Origin of the sequence: Pseudomonas sp. PDM16 (assembly GCF_014851865.1) — a bacterium.
Lineage (GTDB): Bacteria > Pseudomonadota > Gammaproteobacteria > Pseudomonadales > Pseudomonadaceae > Aquipseudomonas.
The window spans coordinates 781,724-797,914 of the sequence record NZ_JACVAM010000001.1; the positions used below are offsets into that span (position 1 = coordinate 781,724).

Here is a 16,191-nt window from a genome sequence, read left to right on the forward strand (position 1 = left end):
CCGGTGCCGACGGCAAAGGGCTTGCAAGGGCGTGATCGAGAGCGGGCATCAGAAACGACCAGCGAGGGCCGCATCGGAGTGAGGTGTCCGCAAGAAGAGCACAGGGGGAAGAGCGCCACCCTGATAGGCAGTCGGAGAGATTCGACATGACGAGAAAAGCCGCCTCCGATCGTGGCAGAGGCGGCTTCGGGTATCCGAGCCTCAGGCCCGAATTCAGCTGGCCAGCATGCGGCCCGTTTCTTCCAGGTTGATGTGCCACTCCAGAGCTTCGCGCAGCAGGTGCGGGGTGTGCCCGCCCTTGGCGCAGGCACGCTCGAAATAGTCCTTGAGCGGGCCACGGAAGTCCGGGTGTACGCAGTTTTCGATGATCGCCCGAGCGCGTTCACGTGGCGCCAGGCCACGCAGGTCGGCCAGGCCGATCTCGGTGACCAGGATGTCGACGTCATGCTCGCTATGGTCGACGTGGCTGACCATCGGCACCACGCTGGAGATGGCGCCGCCCTTGGCGATCGATTTGGTGACGAAGATCGCCAGGTGCGCGTTGCGGGCGAAATCGCCCGAGCCGCCGATACCGTTCATCATCTTCGTGCCGCCGACGTGGGTGGAGTTGACGTTGCCGTACAAGTCGAACTCCAGTGCGGTGTTGATGCCGATGATACCCAGGCGGCGGACGATCTCCGGGTGGTTGGAGATTTCCTGCGGACGCAGCACCAGCTTGTCCTTGTAGCGCTCCAGATTGCCGAATACGCGCTCGTTGCAGCGCGCCGAAAGAGTGATCGAGCAGCCGGAGGCGAAGCGCATCTTGCCGGCGTCGATCAGCTCGAAAGTGGAGTCCTGCAGTACCTCGGAGTACATCTCCAGGTCTTCGAATGGCGATTCCAGCAGGCCGCACATCACCGCATTGGCGATGCTACCGATGCCGGCCTGCAACGGACCCAGGTTCTGCGGCAGGCGACCGGCATCAACCTCATTCTCGAAGAAGGCGATCAGGTGGTCGGCGATGGCCTGGGTGTCGGCGTCCGGCGCGGTGACCGTGGAGTACGAGTCGGCCTGATCGGTGATGACGATGGCGACGATCTTCTCCGGCGGAATCGGGATGGCGCCGCTGCCGATGCGTTGGTCGGCTCGTACCAGCGGGATCGGCGTGCGGGTCGGCCGGTAGGTCGGGATATAGATGTCGTGCAGGCCTTCCAGATTCGGGTTGTGCGCCAGGTTGATCTCGACGATCACCCGCTCGGCGAAGATCGCGAAGCTGGCCGAGTTGCCCACGGAGGTGGTCGGCACGATGTGGCCTTCCTCGGTAATGGCCACCGCCTCGATCACCGCGATATCTGGCTTCTTCAGCTGCAGGTTGCGGATCTGCTCGACGGTGTCGGACAGATGCTGATCGATGAACATCACGCTGCCGTCGTTGATCGCCTTGCGCAGGGTCGAGTCGACCTGGAACGGCATGCGCCGGGCCAGCACGCCTGCTTCGGTGAGCTGCTTGTCGAGGTCGTTGCCCAGGCTGGCGCCGGTCATCAGGCTGATCTGCAGTGGCTGGGCCTTGGCCCGCTCGGCCAGCGCGCGCGGTACGGCTTTCGCTTCGCCGGCGCGGGTGAAGCCGCTCATGCCAACGGTCATGCCGTCCTCGATCAGGGCGGCGGCTTCGGTGGCGCTCATCAGCTTGTCCAGCAGGGCAGGCAGGCGCACGCGATCAGAATACATGGGGTTTACTCGATGGCGGAAAAGAACAGCGGCGGAGTCTAGGGGCTGGGTCTGGCCATGCCAGTTCGACCAAGGTCGGATTGAGCGCCTTTCGTCGGAGGGTGTCGATTTTCTCGCAAGGCGGGATTTGGGTGCTCGCATGGCCCCCGGCACGCTGCTAGTCTTGCGGCTCTCGGGAATTCAACGACAAATTCGAAGATATGCTAGGGCGTTCATTCGTTTTCGGCGCATTGCTGTTGCTCGCCGGTCAGGCCAATGCGCTGACCATCTACAAGTATGTCGACAAGCACGGCACCGTGACCTACAGCGACAAGGCCATACCCGGCGCTCAGGTGCTGGTGTTCCGTGATCGCATGGTCGAGAAGCTGGACAGCCAGGTGAAGCTGGAGACCAAGAAGCACGACGGCGGCGAGACCCTGCAGGTGCGCAACGACCTGTATGCGCCGGTCGAGGTCGAGTTGCGCCTGGATAAGGTGGTCAACGCCGTCGGTGCGCCAGATGAGCCGATTCGCTGGGTGCTGCCGCCGCGCAGCCAGATACGCCTGGCCACCCTGGCGCCGCGCGAAGCGGACAAGCCAATGAGCTACAGGCCGAAATTGCGCTATGCCATGGGTGACCCGCGGCAGCTTCCGTTGCTGTACAACTATCCGCTGCCCTGGCGTGGTGGCCCATTCCGTCTGACCCAGGGAGCCAACGGCAAGTACAGCCACTTCACGCCCAAGGGCCGCTACGCCATGGATATTGCGATGCCAGAGGGCACGCCGATCGTCGCGGCACGCAGCGGCACCGTGGTGAAGACCGAGAACCAGCAGAGCGGGCGGGGCAACAATCCTTCCGGCAATTACGTGCGCATCCTGCATGATGACGGGACGATGGGCGTCTACCTGCACCTGATGCGCGGGTCCGTGGGCGTCAGCGAGGGCCAGTGGGTCGAGGCAGGCAGCCTGATTGCCCGCTCCGGCAACACAGGCAACAGCACCGGCCCGCACCTGCACTTCGTGGTGCAGCGCAATATCGGTTTGGCGCTGGAGTCCATCCCGTTCGATTTTGCCCAGCCGGTGAACAGCCTGCCCAACTTCGCGGTGGGCGGCGAATAGCCGTTGCGCATGTGCGCCGGCCGTCGGTCCGGCGGCAACACGTGCTGATCTGGTCTTATGGTGATGGAGCAGCCTTTCCGTCATGCGAGGCCAGAACCATGAAAAATCTTCACTGCACCTATCGCGACCACGCCATCAGCGCCGCCGTCATGGAGCACCCGGGCATCCCCACGCCCTGGGCGGCGGGCTGTCAGATCACCCTGCCGGACGGCCAGGCCAGCAAGCGCATACCTCTGCCGATGCAGTACGCCTTCCTCGCCGATTTGGAGAGCGCCCAGCGTGCTTCCCTTGCCCACGGCAAATGGCTGGTGGACCAGCATCTGGATCACGGTTTGAGTCTTGCCGGTACTCACCAGCCCCAGGCAGCCTAGCGCCAGAAAGCACGACGCCGTAGATAGCTGCGGCGTCGTTTACAGGCGGATGTGTCAGTCCAGCTTGAGAACCTTGGCCAGGACGATCTTCGGGCCTTTCATCTTTTTGATGATCACGTGCAGGCCCTCGGTCTCCAGCACCTCGTTCTCGGTGGGGACGCGGTTGAGGCTTTCGTAAACCAGGCCGGCCAGGGTCTCCGCCTCGATGTGATCGAGGTCGACGCCGAGCAGTCGCTCGATCTTGAACAGAGGGGTGTCACCGCGCACCAGCAGCTTGCCTGGCTGGTAGGCGAGGATGCCGCGCTCGGCCTTGTGGTGCTCGTCCTGAATATCACCGACCAGCACCTCCAGCACGTCCTCCATCGTCAGGAAGCCGACCACCTTGCCGTCCGCCTCTTCGACCAGGGCGAAGTGCGCGCCACCCTGGCGGAACTGTTCCAGTAGCGAGGACAGTGGCATGTGTTTGCTGACCCGCTCGATCGGGCGCATCAGCTCGGCCACGTTGAACTTGGACGGTAGCATTTCCAGCAGGGACAGCTGCAGTAGCAGGTCCTTGATGTGCAGCACGCCGACGAAGCCGTTGGTGGCTTCCTCGTAGACCGGGTAGCGGCTGAATTTGTGCCGGCGGAACAGGTTGAACATCTCGTCGAGCTTGGCATTGGCGTCGATGTACACCAGGTCCTCGCGCGAGTTGGCCCAGTCCACCACTTCCAGCTCGCCCATTTCCACGGCCGAGGCCAGCACGCGCATGTCCTGGTCACTGGGGTCGCGGGCGCGGCTGGAGTGGAGGATCAGCTTCAGCTCATCGCGGCTGTAGTGGTGCTCGTGATGCGGCCCCGGCTCGCCCTGGCCGGCAATGCGTAGGATGGCGTTGGCGCTGGCGTTGAGCAGGTAGATGGCCGGGTACATCAGCCAGTAGAAGGTGTACAGCGGTGCAGCCGTCCACAGCGACAGCAGCTCGGGTTTGCGGATGGCCCAGGACTTGGGCGCCAGCTCGCCAACCACGATGTGCAGGTAGGAAATGATGAAGAAGGCGAAGAAGAAGGCGATACCGTGGATCAGCTTCTCCGACTCGATGCCGATCATGGCCAGCAGCGGAGTGAGCAGTTCGGCGAAGGCCGGTTCGCCTACCCAGCCGAGGCCGAGGGAGGCCAGGGTGATGCCCAGCTGGCAGGCGGAGAGGTAGGCGTCCAGCTGGTTGTGCACGGTGCGCAGGATGTGCCCGCGCCAGCCGTGTTGCTCGGCGATGGCTTCGACCTTGGTCGCACGGAGCTTGACCATGGCGAACTCGGCGGCCACGAAAAAGCCGTTGAGCAGAACGAGGAAGAGGGCGAACAGAACGAGGCCGATATCGGCGAAAAGCGCGGAGGTGGAGAGACTAGAGGAAGGGTCCATGGTGGTCGGGGCTGGCGAAAGATCGCTACAGGTTGGCGGCAGAGGCCGGCGAATGCAAGCCGTCGCGCAGCGTCAGCCGCGCCGGCTGACTTGCTGGGCTGGGAAGTGACAGGTGAAGGTGCTGCCCTTGCCGATCAGGCTGGTGATATCCAGGCGCGCGCGGTGGCGCAACAGCACATGCTTGACGATAGCCAGGCCGAGGCCCGTACCGCCCGTGTTGGAGGCTCGGCTGGAGTCGACCCGATAGAAGCGTTCTGTCAGGCGCGGCAGGTGCTTGGCCTCGATGCCGATGCCGCTGTCGGCCACGCTGAAGTGCGCGCCTTGCTCGTCGCCCCACCAGCGGATGCGGATATCGCTCTCTTCGGGGCTGTATTTCACCGCGTTGAACACCAGGTTGGAGAAGGCGCTGCGCAGCTCTGCCTCGCTGCCCTTGAGACGAATCTGGTTGTCCGCCTCCAGGCTGATGCGATGGTTACGTGGGCCGGACAGGGCCTGTGCATCGTTGCGGATGCTCAGCAGCAGGAGGTCGACGGCTACTGGATTGTTGTCCGAGGGATAGTCTGTGGCTTCCAGCTTGGCCAACAGGAGCAGGTCGTTGAGCAGGTTCTGCATGCGTGACCCCTGCTGCTGCATCTGCTGCAGAGCCCGCAGCCAGCGTGGGTTCACGTCCTCGACGTTGTCCAACAGGGTTTCCAGGTAGCCGGCGATCACCGTCAACGGGGTGCGCAGCTCATGGGAGACGTTGGCCACGAAGTCCTTGCGCATCTGCTCCAGTTGGTGGAGGCGGGTGACGTCACGCACTAGCATCAGGTGTTCACGGTTTCCGTACTGGGTGATCTGCAGTTGCAGGCGCTGACGATCATTGACCGGCGAGGGCAGCTCCAGGGCTTCCTGGTACTGGCCGGCGTCGAAGTACTCCTTGAACTGCGGATGGCGCACCAGGTTGGTGATCGACTGGCCGCTGTCCTGCGGAGTCTTCAGGCCCAATAGCTGCTCGGCGGCACGGTTCCACCACTCCAGGTTGCCTTCGGCGTCGAGCATGATCACCGCGTCGCGCAGGGCTGCGGTGGATTCCTGCACACGATCTATCACCGCCTGCAGACGGCCACGCACGCGCTGGTCGCGACGTTGCAGGTGGTAGATGTTGTCGAAAACCTCCCCCCACAGACCGTAGCCCTCGGGCGGTGCCTCGTCGGGTTTGCGCTCGCGCAACCACTTGTGCAGCCGCAGCAGCTGTTTCAGGTGCCACAGCAGATAGCCGCCGAGACCGATAGCCAGGGCCCAGGCGTATTCACCAGTGATCAGGCCGAGCAGGCCACAGGCGATCAGTAGCAACAGCAGGTGGCGACTGATGGCGCCGTGCCAGTTCTGGTTCAACGGAACGCGTCCTTGATCGGATCAGCTCTTGGTGGAGAAACGATACCCGGTGCCGCGCACCGTCTGCACCAGGTTCTCGTAGGCCTCGCCGAGCGCCTTGCGCAGGCGGCGTATATGCACGTCCACGGTACGCTCCTCGACATACACGTTGCCGCCCCACACCTGATCGAGCAGTTGGCCACGGGTGTAGGCGCGCTCCTGGTGGGTCATGAAGAACTGCAGCAGACGGTATTCGGTGGGACCCATCTCGGCCGGTTTGCCATCGATGGTGACGCGGTGGCTGATCGGGTCGAGCAGCAGGCCGCCGACTTCGATCGGAGCTTCTCCATCGCTCGGCGCAGTGCGGCGCAGCACGGCCTTGAGGCGGGCCACCAGCTCTCGCGGCGAGAAGGGCTTGGTGATGTAGTCGTCGGCGCCGACTTCCAGGCCCTGGATCTTGTTGTCCTCTTCACCCTTGGCGGTGAGCATGATGATCGGGATGTCGTCGGTCAGTTCGTCGCGCTTGAGCCGGCGCGCCAGCTCGATACCGCTGGTGCCGGGGAGCATCCAGTCGAGGAGGATCAGGTCCGGCTTGCGGTCGACGATCAGCGCATGCGCCTGCTGGGTGTTCTCCGCCTCCAGACAATCGTAGCCGGCCATTTCCAGGGCCACGGCGATCATCTCGCGGATGGGTGCTTCGTCGTCAACGATCAGGATGTTCTTGCCAACCATGGGTCGAGCCTCGGGTCGTCTGTCTTGCGCCGCATTAGATAACAGAAATATTGCAGAGATGTGACAAGTGTGAGGGCTCTCATGATGTCCCTCTTGCACATGCAAGGCGTAACTCCTTGCGAAGTAATCTCCCAAAACAGGCGTTGCTCAGCATTTTTGTCAGAGGGTGATGGGTAATCTGGGTGCAATGTATCTCGGGGTGCATTAAGAACGGATTTGAACAAGGACGTTATATGACAGGGTATAGAGTGCCGGGGCCGGCGGGGATCGAGGATTTTGGCGACCGGAAGAACTACAGGGAGTTTGGGTTGAATCGGCCAGGCCCGCTTGGCATAGAAGACATGGGTGTTGCGTTCAATCCATTGGATCAAGAAGCCGTTGCGCCTTTTGTTTCTGCCCCGAAGTCATTGACTTCGTTCTCTTTTGAAATATCAAAGGGCATTTTCATTATTGACTCTCCTGAGTTTAAAGGAGCCATGTCCGCTACCAGCGGGCGCCCAGAGTCATGCATGAATAAAGCAGAGCTTTTATGTCAGATGATGGAAAGTACAGGGCCTATACCTGTTGGGATCTATTTTATTTATTCCGAAGAGCTGAGTGCTCCCGGGTTGCTGGGGAGTACCTATAGGTTGTTGCGTCGGCGTGCTGATTGGGGGTCTTTTCGAGTCCCTCTTCATCCAGCACCACAGACAATCACTTATGGGCGGACAGGCTTCTTCCTGCATGGAGGCAGCTGGCCTGGGTCGGCGGGCTGTATTGATGTAGGAGGGGGCTTGTCTGGGGATGAGGCTGTTCAGAGGCTTATAGAGTTAATTCGGAACAGTAAGGAACGCATCGTGATGGAGGTGCGTGTATGAAACCGTTCATCTATTCGCTCGCCTATACGTTCACTTCAGTTTTGGTTTATTCGCTTGTGCGTTTTCTCGGGCCGGCTAATAACCTTGCCTATGCTGATCTATCTGCCTTCTGGTTCGGCTTCGTCTTCGCCGCCTACTGGGCGCCGAACCTGGGTGCGATTCTGCTGAGCGCGGTGATATTCAGCGTGCTGTTCGTCGTCGACACCCATGGCGGCTTCTTCTGGCTGAGTGGCCCCAAGTCCGCCGAGTCCTACTGGCTGATTCCCCTGGCGGGCATTGGCTGGGTGATCCCGTTGGGCACCACCTGGCTGGGACGGCTGCTCTGGCAGAGGGTAGCGAGTGTCAGAGGTACCTAGCGCAACGCATAGTCGATGACGATGCCGAGCAGGATCGCCAGGCCGGCCCAGTGGTTGTGCAGGAACGCGGCGAAGCACTTCTGCGGGTCGCGATCACGGGTACTCCAGAACTCCCAGGCGAAACAGGCGGCAGCACCGAACAGACCGAAGAGGAACCAGATTCCCAGGCTGAAGCGTGCGCCGGCCATGGCCAGGCACAGCAGAGTCAGGCCCTGCAGGGTCAGGATGATGATGCGGTCGGCGTCGCCGAACAGGATGGCGGTGGATTTCACGCCGATCTTCAGGTCGTCCTCGCGATCGGTCATGGCGTAGTAGGTGTCGTAGGCCACCGTCCACAGTAGGTTGGCGATGTACAGCAGCCAGGCTTCGGGCGGCGGCAACTCGCCGGTCACGGCGGTGAAGGCCATTGGCATGCCCCAGGAGAAGGCCGCGCCCAGCACTACCTGTGGGTAATAGGTGTAGCGCTTCATGAAGGGATAACAGGCTGCGAGGGCCAGGCCGCCGAACGACAGCAGGATGGTGGTCAGGTTGGTGAACAGCACCAGGATGAAGCTCAGGCCCACCAGCACGGCGAACAACGTCAACGCTTCTCGCTCGGTCACGCGGCCATCAGCCAATGGCCTGGCTCGGGTGCGCGCCACGTGACCGTCGATGTTGCGGTCGGCGTAGTCGTTGATCACACAACCGGCGGCGCGCATGAAGAATGTGCCAAGCACGAAGATCAGCAAAAGTCCGAGGCTGGGTACGCCCTGGCTCGCCACCCACAGTGCCCACAAAGTGGGCCATAGCAGCAGATAAATGCCGATCGGCTTGTCCAGGCGCATCAGCTGGACGAAGTCCCAGGTGCGCGGATGAACACGATTCAGGGCGAGCAGGAAGGATTGGTACATCGACGGTTCTCCGGGCCAGGTCCGCCGATTATACGAGCAGTGGCTTGACCCAAAGCGAGGGCGATGTCTAGTTCCGGGTCGCGTGATCCCAGAACGCTGGCAGGAACACCTCCGCCACCAGCACGCCGAGGCCGTCCCGTCGGAAGCACGAGCGGCGCCCCCAGAGCTGCTCGACACGTACTTCGGCCGGCAGCCAGGCGCCAGGATAGCGGCAAGCCTGCAGCTCTCCACGGATGAAGGCGCGGTCGCTGAACAGCAGCTCGCCGAGAGAGCGGCTGCCAAGCTTGCCCAGATCAAAGCCACTACCCTCCAGAGCGGCGCGCGGCGCCACGCTGCGGGCGAACACCCAGGGCTGGTCAGCCCCGAGCAGATATACCTCGCGTACCCACCCCATGCTGCCCGTCGGTATCTGCAGCGCGGAGCATTCGTCCACACGCAGTACCTGCCAACCCTGCTGCAGCGGTCGTACGGAGAAGCGCGCGGCACTCAGGGTGGTGAGACGACGGGTCAGCGAGCCCTGGTCGAATAACCAGTCGCGCAGTAGTGGCGCAGGCGCGGGATGCAACTGGCCGGCGTTGAGCCAGCGCGGCGGGTGAGCGAGGGCGGAGGAGGGCACGACAACGGCTTCGGCTACCTGTGAAGGCGGCGAGCTTAACACGATGAGCGTTTTCCCCTGGCACTTGCGCCGAAGCTCTCATATCAGTACAAAGCCTGCTTGTTTTTTAACCAGGGCAATGTCCGCAGAGACGACCCGCGATGAGGTAGAGCATGAAGAAGTGGCAGTGTGTGGTCTGTGGCCTGATCTATGACGAGAGCCTGGGTTGGCCCGACGATGGCATCGCCGCCGGTACCCGCTGGGAAGACGTGCCAGCCGACTGGCTGTGCCCGGACTGCGGTGTGGGCAAGGCGGATTTCGAGATGATCGAGATCGGCTGATCGCGGCGTTTGGCGATGATGTGACGGCGGCCTTTGGGCCGCCGTTTGCATTTCTACGAACCAATTCGGAGCAACGATCAGATTCTGGCTGAAATAGCGGATGTTCTGTCTGGTTCGTCCTGTTCTAGGCCGGGCAAACTGCCCGGCAGCACTGGCGCAGTCCCGGATGGCGTGCCATTCTCCACCGGTCTGCCGCAGCGCAGAGCCGTTGCGGCGCCTTTGGCGCTGTTCTGGACGGACAGCACGGACACAACAACAACAAACCGTCAAAGAGGCATCTATGCGCAAACCTGAACTCGCCGCGGCTATCGCCGAAAAGGCTGATCTGACCAAAGACCAGGCCAACCGCGTACTCAACGCCGTGCTCGAAGAGATCACCAGCGCGCTGAACCGCAAGGACAGTGTCACCCTGGTGGGCTTCGGTACTTTCCTGCAGCGTCACCGTGGTGCCCGTACCGGCAAGAACCCGCAGACCGGCGCACCGGTCAAGATCAAAGCCAGCAACACCGTGGCCTTCAAGCCGGGCAAGTCCCTGAAAGACGCCGTCAACTGAGTAAGTCCCGGCCCGGAGCCTTCGGGGCTCCGGGTCATCCCGCCGCTCTCGCCGAACCACCCGCCAGACGGGATGTAGTGTTCCGCGCCATCCGCTACAATGCGCCGCCGATTTCATCACCCTCGAGGCCGCGCGCATGAAATTCCGCTTTCTCCTCTGGATGCTGGGCCGCCTGATGGCCAAGGCCAGCCGCACCAATGCCGAGTTCCAGCAGCAGCTGGAGGGCAAGGAGCTGGTGTTCCAGCTGCATACCCTCGACGGCAAGGTCGCCCGTCACTACCGCATCAAGGACAAACGCGTCACCAGCCATGCTGGTGCGGCAAGCGAGCCTGCCTTTGCCATCGGCTTCAAGGACGCCGTCTACGGTTTTGCCACCATGAATGCCAAGAACAAGCAGCTGGCCTTCATGCAGGGCATCCAGAACAAGGACATCCAGATCCAGGGCAACCCGGCGCTGGTGATCTGGTTCCAGGGTTTGCTCAAGCACGTAGTGCCGAAGAAGAAAAAGAAGACCGAGGTCAAGAAAGCGGCCTGAGCCGCTTTCCCTCGCTGGCCCGGTGGCCGCCACTTGGCTAGGCTGGGCCTTTTCCACGGAAGTCCGTTCATGCGTCTGTCGCTCTTTCTCGCCTCGCTCCTGTCACTGGCCCTTCCGGCTCAGGCGGCACCCGATGCCACCCTCAAGCGTGTGCTTGAGCTGGCCGGCGTACAGCTCCTGTGTGAGCAGACCGCTCCGCTGCTGCAGCGCGGTATGAGCGCCGATCAACAGAAAGTCCTCGGCAAGACATTCGCAGCCGTCGCGCTATGCGATGACCTTGGCAGGCGTGTGGCCGCCGAGGTCAAGAGCGAGCAGCTCGATGCCGCGCTCAAACTGCTCGAAAGTCCACTGGCCCAGCAATTCACCGAGGCTGAGCGTGCCGTGGGCGAAGACGGTGGCCTGACTGCCTACCGTCAACAGTTACAGGAGCGCCCGCCGCTGGGCAGGCGAATCGACCTGGTGCGTCGGCTGGACAAGGCCGCCCATACCACCGAGCTGGCCACTCTGCTGCGCTACGAAGTGGGTAAGACCCAGGCCCTGCTGAGCCTGCATGCCCAGGGCGGCGATCTCGACGAGAAAGCCCTGTCCGAGCAGACCGCTGCCCAGTTACCGCCTCTGCGCGCGTCCAGCGCCAGCGGGGTGGAAGCCTTCATGCTCTATGCCTACCGCCAGACTCCTAGCGACAAGCTTGGCGAGTACGCCGCGCTCTACGAGCAGGCGCCATTGCATGCGGTGCTGGAGGCCAGTGCCAAGGCGCTGCCGGAAGTGTTCGCTGCACGTCGGGCCAAGCTGAAGTAATCGCTGGAGTAACAAAAAGGGGCCTTTGGCCCCTTTCTCATTTCGATGTGATCAATGCGTATGGTTGAACTGCGAAGCCAGTTCCCGCAATGCCACTTCCGCCTGCAACACCTTGTTCAGGGCGTCTTCGGCCTTGTCACGACTGATCCCCAGTCGTTCGAACAGCGCATCCGGCAAGTCGTGTTGCGGGCCGCTGCCGATGCCACGGCTGCGCAGCAGATTGACCGCCAGGCACACCAGGTTGGGGTAGGCCGCGTGAGCGCCGTCGTAGTCCGGGTCGTGCTGGAAGCGCAGTGCGGTGGCCAGCTCTTCCGGCATGTCCCAGAAGCGCATCAGCCAGGCGCCGATCTGCTCGCGGGTGATGCCCAGCAGGTGCTGCTCGATGTAGCCGGTGCTGAGGTGCGGGTTGACCTCCAAATGCCGGCAGATCAGTGAGAAGTGTGGTGGGAACACGTGCGCCAGCACCAGGTAGCCAAAGTTGTGCAGGAGGCCGGCGAGATAGGTCAGGCCGGCTTCCGGACGCTGCGCACGTGGCATGGCTCGGGTCAGGCCCTCGATGATGGCTGCGGTGTAGATCGCCTGTTGCCAATAGGGTGTGGCCTGCTGCGGCTGGTCCTTGGGCAGGCTGAGGGTCTTGCCCAGCGCCAGGCCTAGGGCCAGGTTGATGACCAGGTCGAAGCCCAGTACGCGAACGATGGCGTCCTCCACCGAGCGGATCTTGCCAGGGGCGGCGTAGTAGGGCGAGGCCGCCCAGCTGACGACTTGGGCGGCCAGGGCCGGGTCGGTTTCGACCACGCCGGTGATGTCGTCGACGGTGGCATCTGGGTCGACACGTAGCTTGATGATCTTCTGTGCGGTTTCCGGCAGCGGTGGAATCTCGATGGTTTCTTCGAGCCGCTGCTGAATGCGCCGTGCGGTGAAGGCTTGCACGGCTTGGGTGATCTCCGCGCGGTCATCGTCTGGTCGGTTCAGGTTCGGACGAATGCTGCTCAGTGGTTCGCCGAAGCGGGCGGCGCTGGCCTTGGCCAGCAGGATGGACTTGTAGTGCTCACTATCGATTTCCAGCAGCACGCCGGCCTGACCGGATTCCACCAGCAGACTCGGCTCCTGCAACATGCGTTCGTCGTACAGGCAGGGAGAGCTGGTGAGCGGCGGCAGACCGGGAAGTAGGCCGAGGCTGTGCTTGGCCAGCATGCGCTCCATGCGCTCGGGTTTGACTGCCGTGAGCTTGCGCCCGGTCAACTCGGCCAGACGATTGAGGTCCAGTAGCTGGCTCTGCGGGAACAGCACCAGCAGTGCGCCGACCGGGTCTTCCAGCAGAGCGGCCTGCACGCGGCTGGCTGCCGGCAGGGCCTGGTGGTCCGGGCGGATATGACAAGGAACGCCGAGTTTCTCGAGGAGCTGCAGGATCACCGTCGGTGGGCGAGGAGTGGCATCGGGGGCGAGGGCAACTTCAGTCATGGACGGCATCCGGCAGAAGAACTACTGAACGGAGTATAACCAGCGCTTCGCCGGGTTCGCTCGGTTGCCGGACAAGTGACCAGTGGTAGTCTGTGCGCTGGCTCACACTTGGCCGTACTGTTGGCCGTGGCGCAGCCAGCGTTCGAGCAGCGGGCTGACATGCTGCGGCCAGCGCGCCAGCAGCTCCTGCGCGGCCTCGCGCACGGCCGGCAGCAGATCGGCGTCGCGCATCAGGTCGGCGACCTTGAACTGCAGAAGGCCGGTCTGGCGGGTGCCGAGCATCTCGCCGGGGCCGCGCAGTTCCAGGTCCTTCTCGGCGATAACGAAGCCGTCGCAGGTCTCGCGCATGATGCCCAGGCGTTCGCGGCCGAGCTGCGACAGCGGCGCGTGGTAGAGCAGCACGCAGTGGCTGGCGGCGCTGCCGCGGCCGACCCGGCCACGTAGCTGGTGCAGCTGGGCCAGGCCCAGGCGCTCGGGGTTCTCGATGATCATCAGGCTGGCGTTGGGCACGTCGACACCGACCTCGATGACGGTGGTGGCGACCAGCAGTTGCAACTCGCCGCGTTTGAACTCGTCCATCACCGCGGCTTTCTCGGCCGGCTTCATGCGCCCGTGGATCAGGCCGACGCGTAGTTCGCCCAGGGCGCTGGAAAGCTCCTCGAAGCTGGTCTCGGCCGCTTGGCAGGTGAGCTCCTCGGACTCCTCGATCAGCGTGCATACCCAGTAGGCCTGGCGCCCTTCACGGCAGGCCAGGCGCACACGCTCCACTACTTCGAGACGGCGGCTGTCGGCGATCACCAGCGTATTCACTGGGGTGCGTCCGGGCGGCAGCTCGTCGAGGATCGAGGTGTCCAGGTCGGCGTAGGCGCTCATCGCCAGGGTTCGCGGAATCGGCGTGGCGGTCATGATCAGTTGGTGCGGGCAGAGGCGGCCGTCGATGCCTTTCTGCCGTAGCGCCAGGCGCTGCTGCACGCCGAAGCGGTGCTGCTCGTCGATGATCACCAGCGCGAGCTTCTGGAAGCGCACCTCATCCTGGAACAGTGCGTGGGTGCCGACCACCATCGGTGCTCCGCCCGCGATCTGCTCCAGTGCGGCGGCACGGGCCTTGCCCTTGAGCTTGCCAGCCAGCCAGGCAACCTCGATGCCCAAAGGCTGCAGCCAGCGGGTGAAGTTGAGGAAGTGCTGCTCTGCAAGGATCTCGGTCGGCGCCATCAGCGCCACCTGGTAGCCGGCCTCCAGCGCCTGCAGCGCGGCGAGTGCCGCCACTACGGTTTTCCCCGCCCCTACATCGCCCTGCACCAGACGCAGCATCGGCTCGGACTGCGCCAAGTCATAGGCAATCTCAGCGCCTACGCGCTGCTGCGCACCTGTGGGGTTGAAGCCTAGGTTGGCGAGGAACTGCTGCGGCAGGCGCTTGGCCGGTGGCAGCATGGGGGCAGCCTGGGCGCGGACCTGCTCGCGCAGGCGCTGCAGTGACAGCTGGTGGGTCAACAGTTCCTCGAAGGCCAGGCGGTGCTGGGCCCAGTGGCGGCCCTCGGCCAGCTCCTCCTGGTCGGCGTCTGGCGGCGGTCGGTGCAGGTAGCGGATGGCGTCGGCCAATGGACCCAACTGGTAGTCGCGGCCTAGCTCGGCGGGCAGCCAGTCGGGCAGGCTCTGCGGGCCGAGTCGGGCCAGGGCCTGTTGGCTGAGCTGGCGCAGCCGCTGCTGGGTCAGGCCCTCGGTGGTTGGGTAGATCGGAGTCAGGGTCTGCTCTACCGGCGCCGGCTCGTCACTGTTCTGCGCGCGGTATTCCGGATGGTAGATCTCCAGGCCGGTGGCGCCGGGGCGCACTTCGCCGTAGCAGCGCAGGGTGGTACCACGCTTGAGGCCGTCTTTCTGCGCCTGGCTGAAGTGGAAGAAGCGCAGGGAGAGGGTGCCGGTGCCATCCTGGAGGCGCACCAACAGGCTGCGGCGGCGGCCCATGGCGACGTCTGCGCCGGCCACCACGCCTTCGACTACTGCGTCCTGGCCTGGGCGCAGGGCGCCGATCGGGGTGATGCGGGTGCGGTCCTGATAGCGCAGCGGCAGATGGAACAGCACGTCCTGCAGGCTTTCCAGGCCGACCTTGGTGAGCTTCTCTGCCAGCGCGTCACCGACGCCCTTCAGCACCGTGACGGGGACCTGTGCCAGCTCGGTCATGCCGAAGCGGCTTCACCCTGGGGGCGGGCGACCGAGCACAGGCGGATCGAGTCGGCCAGAACCTCGATGGCCTTGGGCCGCGGGAAGCTGGCACGCCAGGCGATGGCCACGGTGCGGAAAGGCGCTGGCGCGGTCAGCGGGCGTACCTCGATCACGCCGGGGGCGTAGTGGTGACTGTCCACGGCGGAGAACGGCAGGATCGAGATACCCAGGCCGGAGGCGACCATGTGGCGGATGGTCTCCAGCGAGCTGGACTCCACCGTGGTGTGCTTGGCCGAATCCTCACCGCCCTTGCGCAGCGACGGGCAGGCCTCCAGCACTTGGTCGCGGAAGCAATGCCCCTCGCCTAGCAGCAGCAGGCTCTTGTCGTTGAGCAGTTCCTTGTCGATGCTCTCGCGCTCGGCCCAGGGATGGCCGGCCGGCAGCAGGGCGAAGAACGGCTCGTCGTAGAGGGGCTTGGTGAGCACATCGGCTTCCTGGAACGGCAGGGCGATGATGATCGCGTCCAGCTCGCCGGTGCGCAGTTTGTCGCGCAGGATGTGGGTGAAGTTCTCTTCGATGTACAGCGGCATCTGCGGCGCGACCCGGTGCAGCTGTGGAATCAGGTGCGGGAAGAGATAGGGGCCGACGGTGTAGATGGCGCCGATCTTCAGCGGCGCGGCCAGCTGATTCTTGCCGGCCTGGGCCAGCTCGCGGATTCCCTGGGCCTGTTCCAGAACCTTCTGCGCCTGGGTGACGATGCCCTCCCCGACCGGGGTCAGGCGTACCGCACTCTTGCTGCGCTCGAAGATCAGCACGCCGAGCTCGTCTTCCAGCTTCTTCACGCCAACCGACAGGGTCGGCTGGCTGACGTGGCAACGTTCGGCGGCGCGCCCGAAATGCTGTTCCTGGGCGAGGGTGACGATATAACGCAGCTCGGTGAGGGTCATAGTCAAATTCCATTGAGATGCGGCCAAGCATAGCGGCTGC

17 protein-coding genes are annotated in these 16,191 nt (G+C 63.6%); 8 read left to right on the forward strand and 9 right to left on the reverse strand.

Annotated elements, in window-relative coordinates:
• Positions 1 to 213 precede the first annotated feature (213 nt).
• A complete protein-coding gene (locus tag IB234_RS03575) occupies positions 214 to 1,707 on the reverse strand; it encodes an acetyl-CoA hydrolase/transferase family protein (RefSeq protein WP_192313976.1) in 1,494 nt (497 codons plus the stop codon).
• A 200-nt stretch (positions 1,708 to 1,907) separates the two neighbouring features.
• On the opposite strand from IB234_RS03575, the gene IB234_RS03580 reads away from it, so the two are divergent.
• Positions 1,908 to 2,804, forward strand: a complete 897-nt coding sequence (locus IB234_RS03580) for a peptidoglycan DD-metalloendopeptidase family protein (protein WP_192313979.1) — start codon at positions 1,908 to 1,910, stop codon at positions 2,802 to 2,804.
• 98 nt (positions 2,805 to 2,902) lie between these two features.
• A complete protein-coding gene (locus tag IB234_RS03585) occupies positions 2,903 to 3,175 on the forward strand; it encodes a hypothetical protein (protein ID WP_192313982.1) in 273 nt (90 codons plus the stop codon).
• A 54-nt stretch (positions 3,176 to 3,229) separates the two neighbouring features.
• Here IB234_RS03585 and IB234_RS03590 read toward each other — a convergent pair whose 3' ends face one another.
• The 3 genes from IB234_RS03590 to phoB form a co-directional block, all read right to left on the reverse strand.
• Entirely contained in the window at positions 3,230 to 4,570 is a 1,341-nt protein-coding gene (locus IB234_RS03590) for a hemolysin family protein (protein WP_192313985.1), read from the reverse strand.
• A gap of 72 nt (positions 4,571 to 4,642) precedes the next feature.
• Complete coding sequence (phoR, locus tag IB234_RS03595) at positions 4,643 to 5,947, reverse strand: phosphate regulon sensor histidine kinase PhoR (RefSeq protein ID WP_192313988.1); 1,305 nt, start codon at positions 5,945 to 5,947, stop codon at positions 4,643 to 4,645.
• A gap of 21 nt (positions 5,948 to 5,968) precedes the next feature.
• A complete protein-coding gene (gene phoB, locus IB234_RS03600; protein WP_061902709.1) occupies positions 5,969 to 6,658 on the reverse strand; it encodes a phosphate regulon transcriptional regulator PhoB in 690 nt (229 codons plus the stop codon).
• A gap of 233 nt (positions 6,659 to 6,891) precedes the next feature.
• Here phoB and IB234_RS03605 point away from each other — a divergent pair, with 233 nt between their 5' ends.
• Together IB234_RS03605 and IB234_RS03610 are read left to right on the forward strand one after the other, a co-directional pair.
• A complete protein-coding gene (locus IB234_RS03605) occupies positions 6,892 to 7,515 on the forward strand; it encodes a tlde1 domain-containing protein (protein ID WP_192313991.1) in 624 nt (207 codons plus the stop codon).
• Positions 7,512 to 7,871: a hypothetical protein gene (locus tag IB234_RS03610; RefSeq protein WP_192313994.1), complete on the forward strand. Its 360-nt coding sequence runs from the start codon at positions 7,512 to 7,514 to the stop codon at positions 7,869 to 7,871. The genes IB234_RS03605 and IB234_RS03610 overlap by 4 nt, the downstream gene beginning before the upstream one ends.
• On the opposite strand, the gene ubiA is transcribed toward IB234_RS03610, so the two are convergent.
• Both ubiA and IB234_RS03620 read right to left on the reverse strand, forming a co-directional pair.
• Positions 7,868 to 8,761 carry a 4-hydroxybenzoate octaprenyltransferase gene (gene ubiA / locus IB234_RS03615; protein WP_192313997.1) on the reverse strand — a complete coding sequence of 298 codons (894 nt, stop codon included), beginning with the start codon at positions 8,759 to 8,761 and terminating at the stop codon, positions 7,868 to 7,870. The genes IB234_RS03610 and ubiA overlap by 4 nt on opposite strands.
• A gap of 67 nt (positions 8,762 to 8,828) precedes the next feature.
• Positions 8,829 to 9,377 (reverse strand): chorismate--pyruvate lyase family protein, encoded by a 549-nt coding sequence (locus IB234_RS03620; RefSeq protein WP_192314000.1) that lies wholly within the window; start codon positions 9,375 to 9,377, stop codon positions 8,829 to 8,831.
• A 152-nt stretch (positions 9,378 to 9,529) separates the two neighbouring features.
• On the opposite strand from IB234_RS03620, the gene IB234_RS03625 reads away from it, so the two are divergent.
• The 4 genes from IB234_RS03625 (at position 9,530) to IB234_RS03640 (ending at position 11,583) form a co-directional block, all read left to right on the forward strand.
• Positions 9,530 to 9,697: a rubredoxin gene (locus tag IB234_RS03625; RefSeq protein WP_192314003.1), complete on the forward strand. Its 168-nt coding sequence runs from the start codon at positions 9,530 to 9,532 to the stop codon at positions 9,695 to 9,697.
• Between the two features lie 280 nt (positions 9,698 to 9,977).
• Positions 9,978 to 10,250: an HU family DNA-binding protein gene (locus IB234_RS03630; RefSeq protein ID WP_043307679.1), complete on the forward strand. Its 273-nt coding sequence runs from the start codon at positions 9,978 to 9,980 to the stop codon at positions 10,248 to 10,250.
• A 136-nt stretch (positions 10,251 to 10,386) separates the two neighbouring features.
• Positions 10,387 to 10,785 (forward strand): helicase, encoded by a 399-nt coding sequence (locus tag IB234_RS03635; protein ID WP_192314006.1) that lies wholly within the window; start codon positions 10,387 to 10,389, stop codon positions 10,783 to 10,785.
• Positions 10,786 to 10,854: 69 nt separating this feature from the next.
• Entirely contained in the window at positions 10,855 to 11,583 is a 729-nt protein-coding gene (locus IB234_RS03640; protein WP_192314009.1) for a hypothetical protein, read from the forward strand.
• Between the two features lie 51 nt (positions 11,584 to 11,634).
• Here IB234_RS03640 and IB234_RS03645 read toward each other — a convergent pair whose 3' ends face one another.
• The 3 genes from IB234_RS03645 to IB234_RS03655 all read right to left on the reverse strand — a co-directional run bounded on the left by IB234_RS03645 (position 11,635) and on the right by IB234_RS03655 (position 16,151).
• Positions 11,635 to 13,044, reverse strand: coding sequence for an aminoacyl-tRNA deacylase and HDOD domain-containing protein (locus tag IB234_RS03645; RefSeq protein ID WP_192314011.1), 1,410 nt, complete (start codon positions 13,042 to 13,044; stop codon positions 11,635 to 11,637).
• Between the two features lie 102 nt (positions 13,045 to 13,146).
• The gene (gene recG / locus IB234_RS03650; protein ID WP_192314013.1) at positions 13,147 to 15,222 is read right to left on the reverse strand and encodes an ATP-dependent DNA helicase RecG; all 2,076 of its coding nucleotides are present in this window, start codon (positions 15,220 to 15,222) and stop codon (positions 13,147 to 13,149) included.
• Positions 15,219 to 16,151: a hydrogen peroxide-inducible genes activator gene (locus IB234_RS03655; RefSeq protein WP_192314015.1), complete on the reverse strand. Its 933-nt coding sequence runs from the start codon at positions 16,149 to 16,151 to the stop codon at positions 15,219 to 15,221. Before IB234_RS03655 ends, recG begins: the two co-directional genes overlap by 4 nt.
• Positions 16,152 to 16,191: the final 40 nt, after the last annotated feature.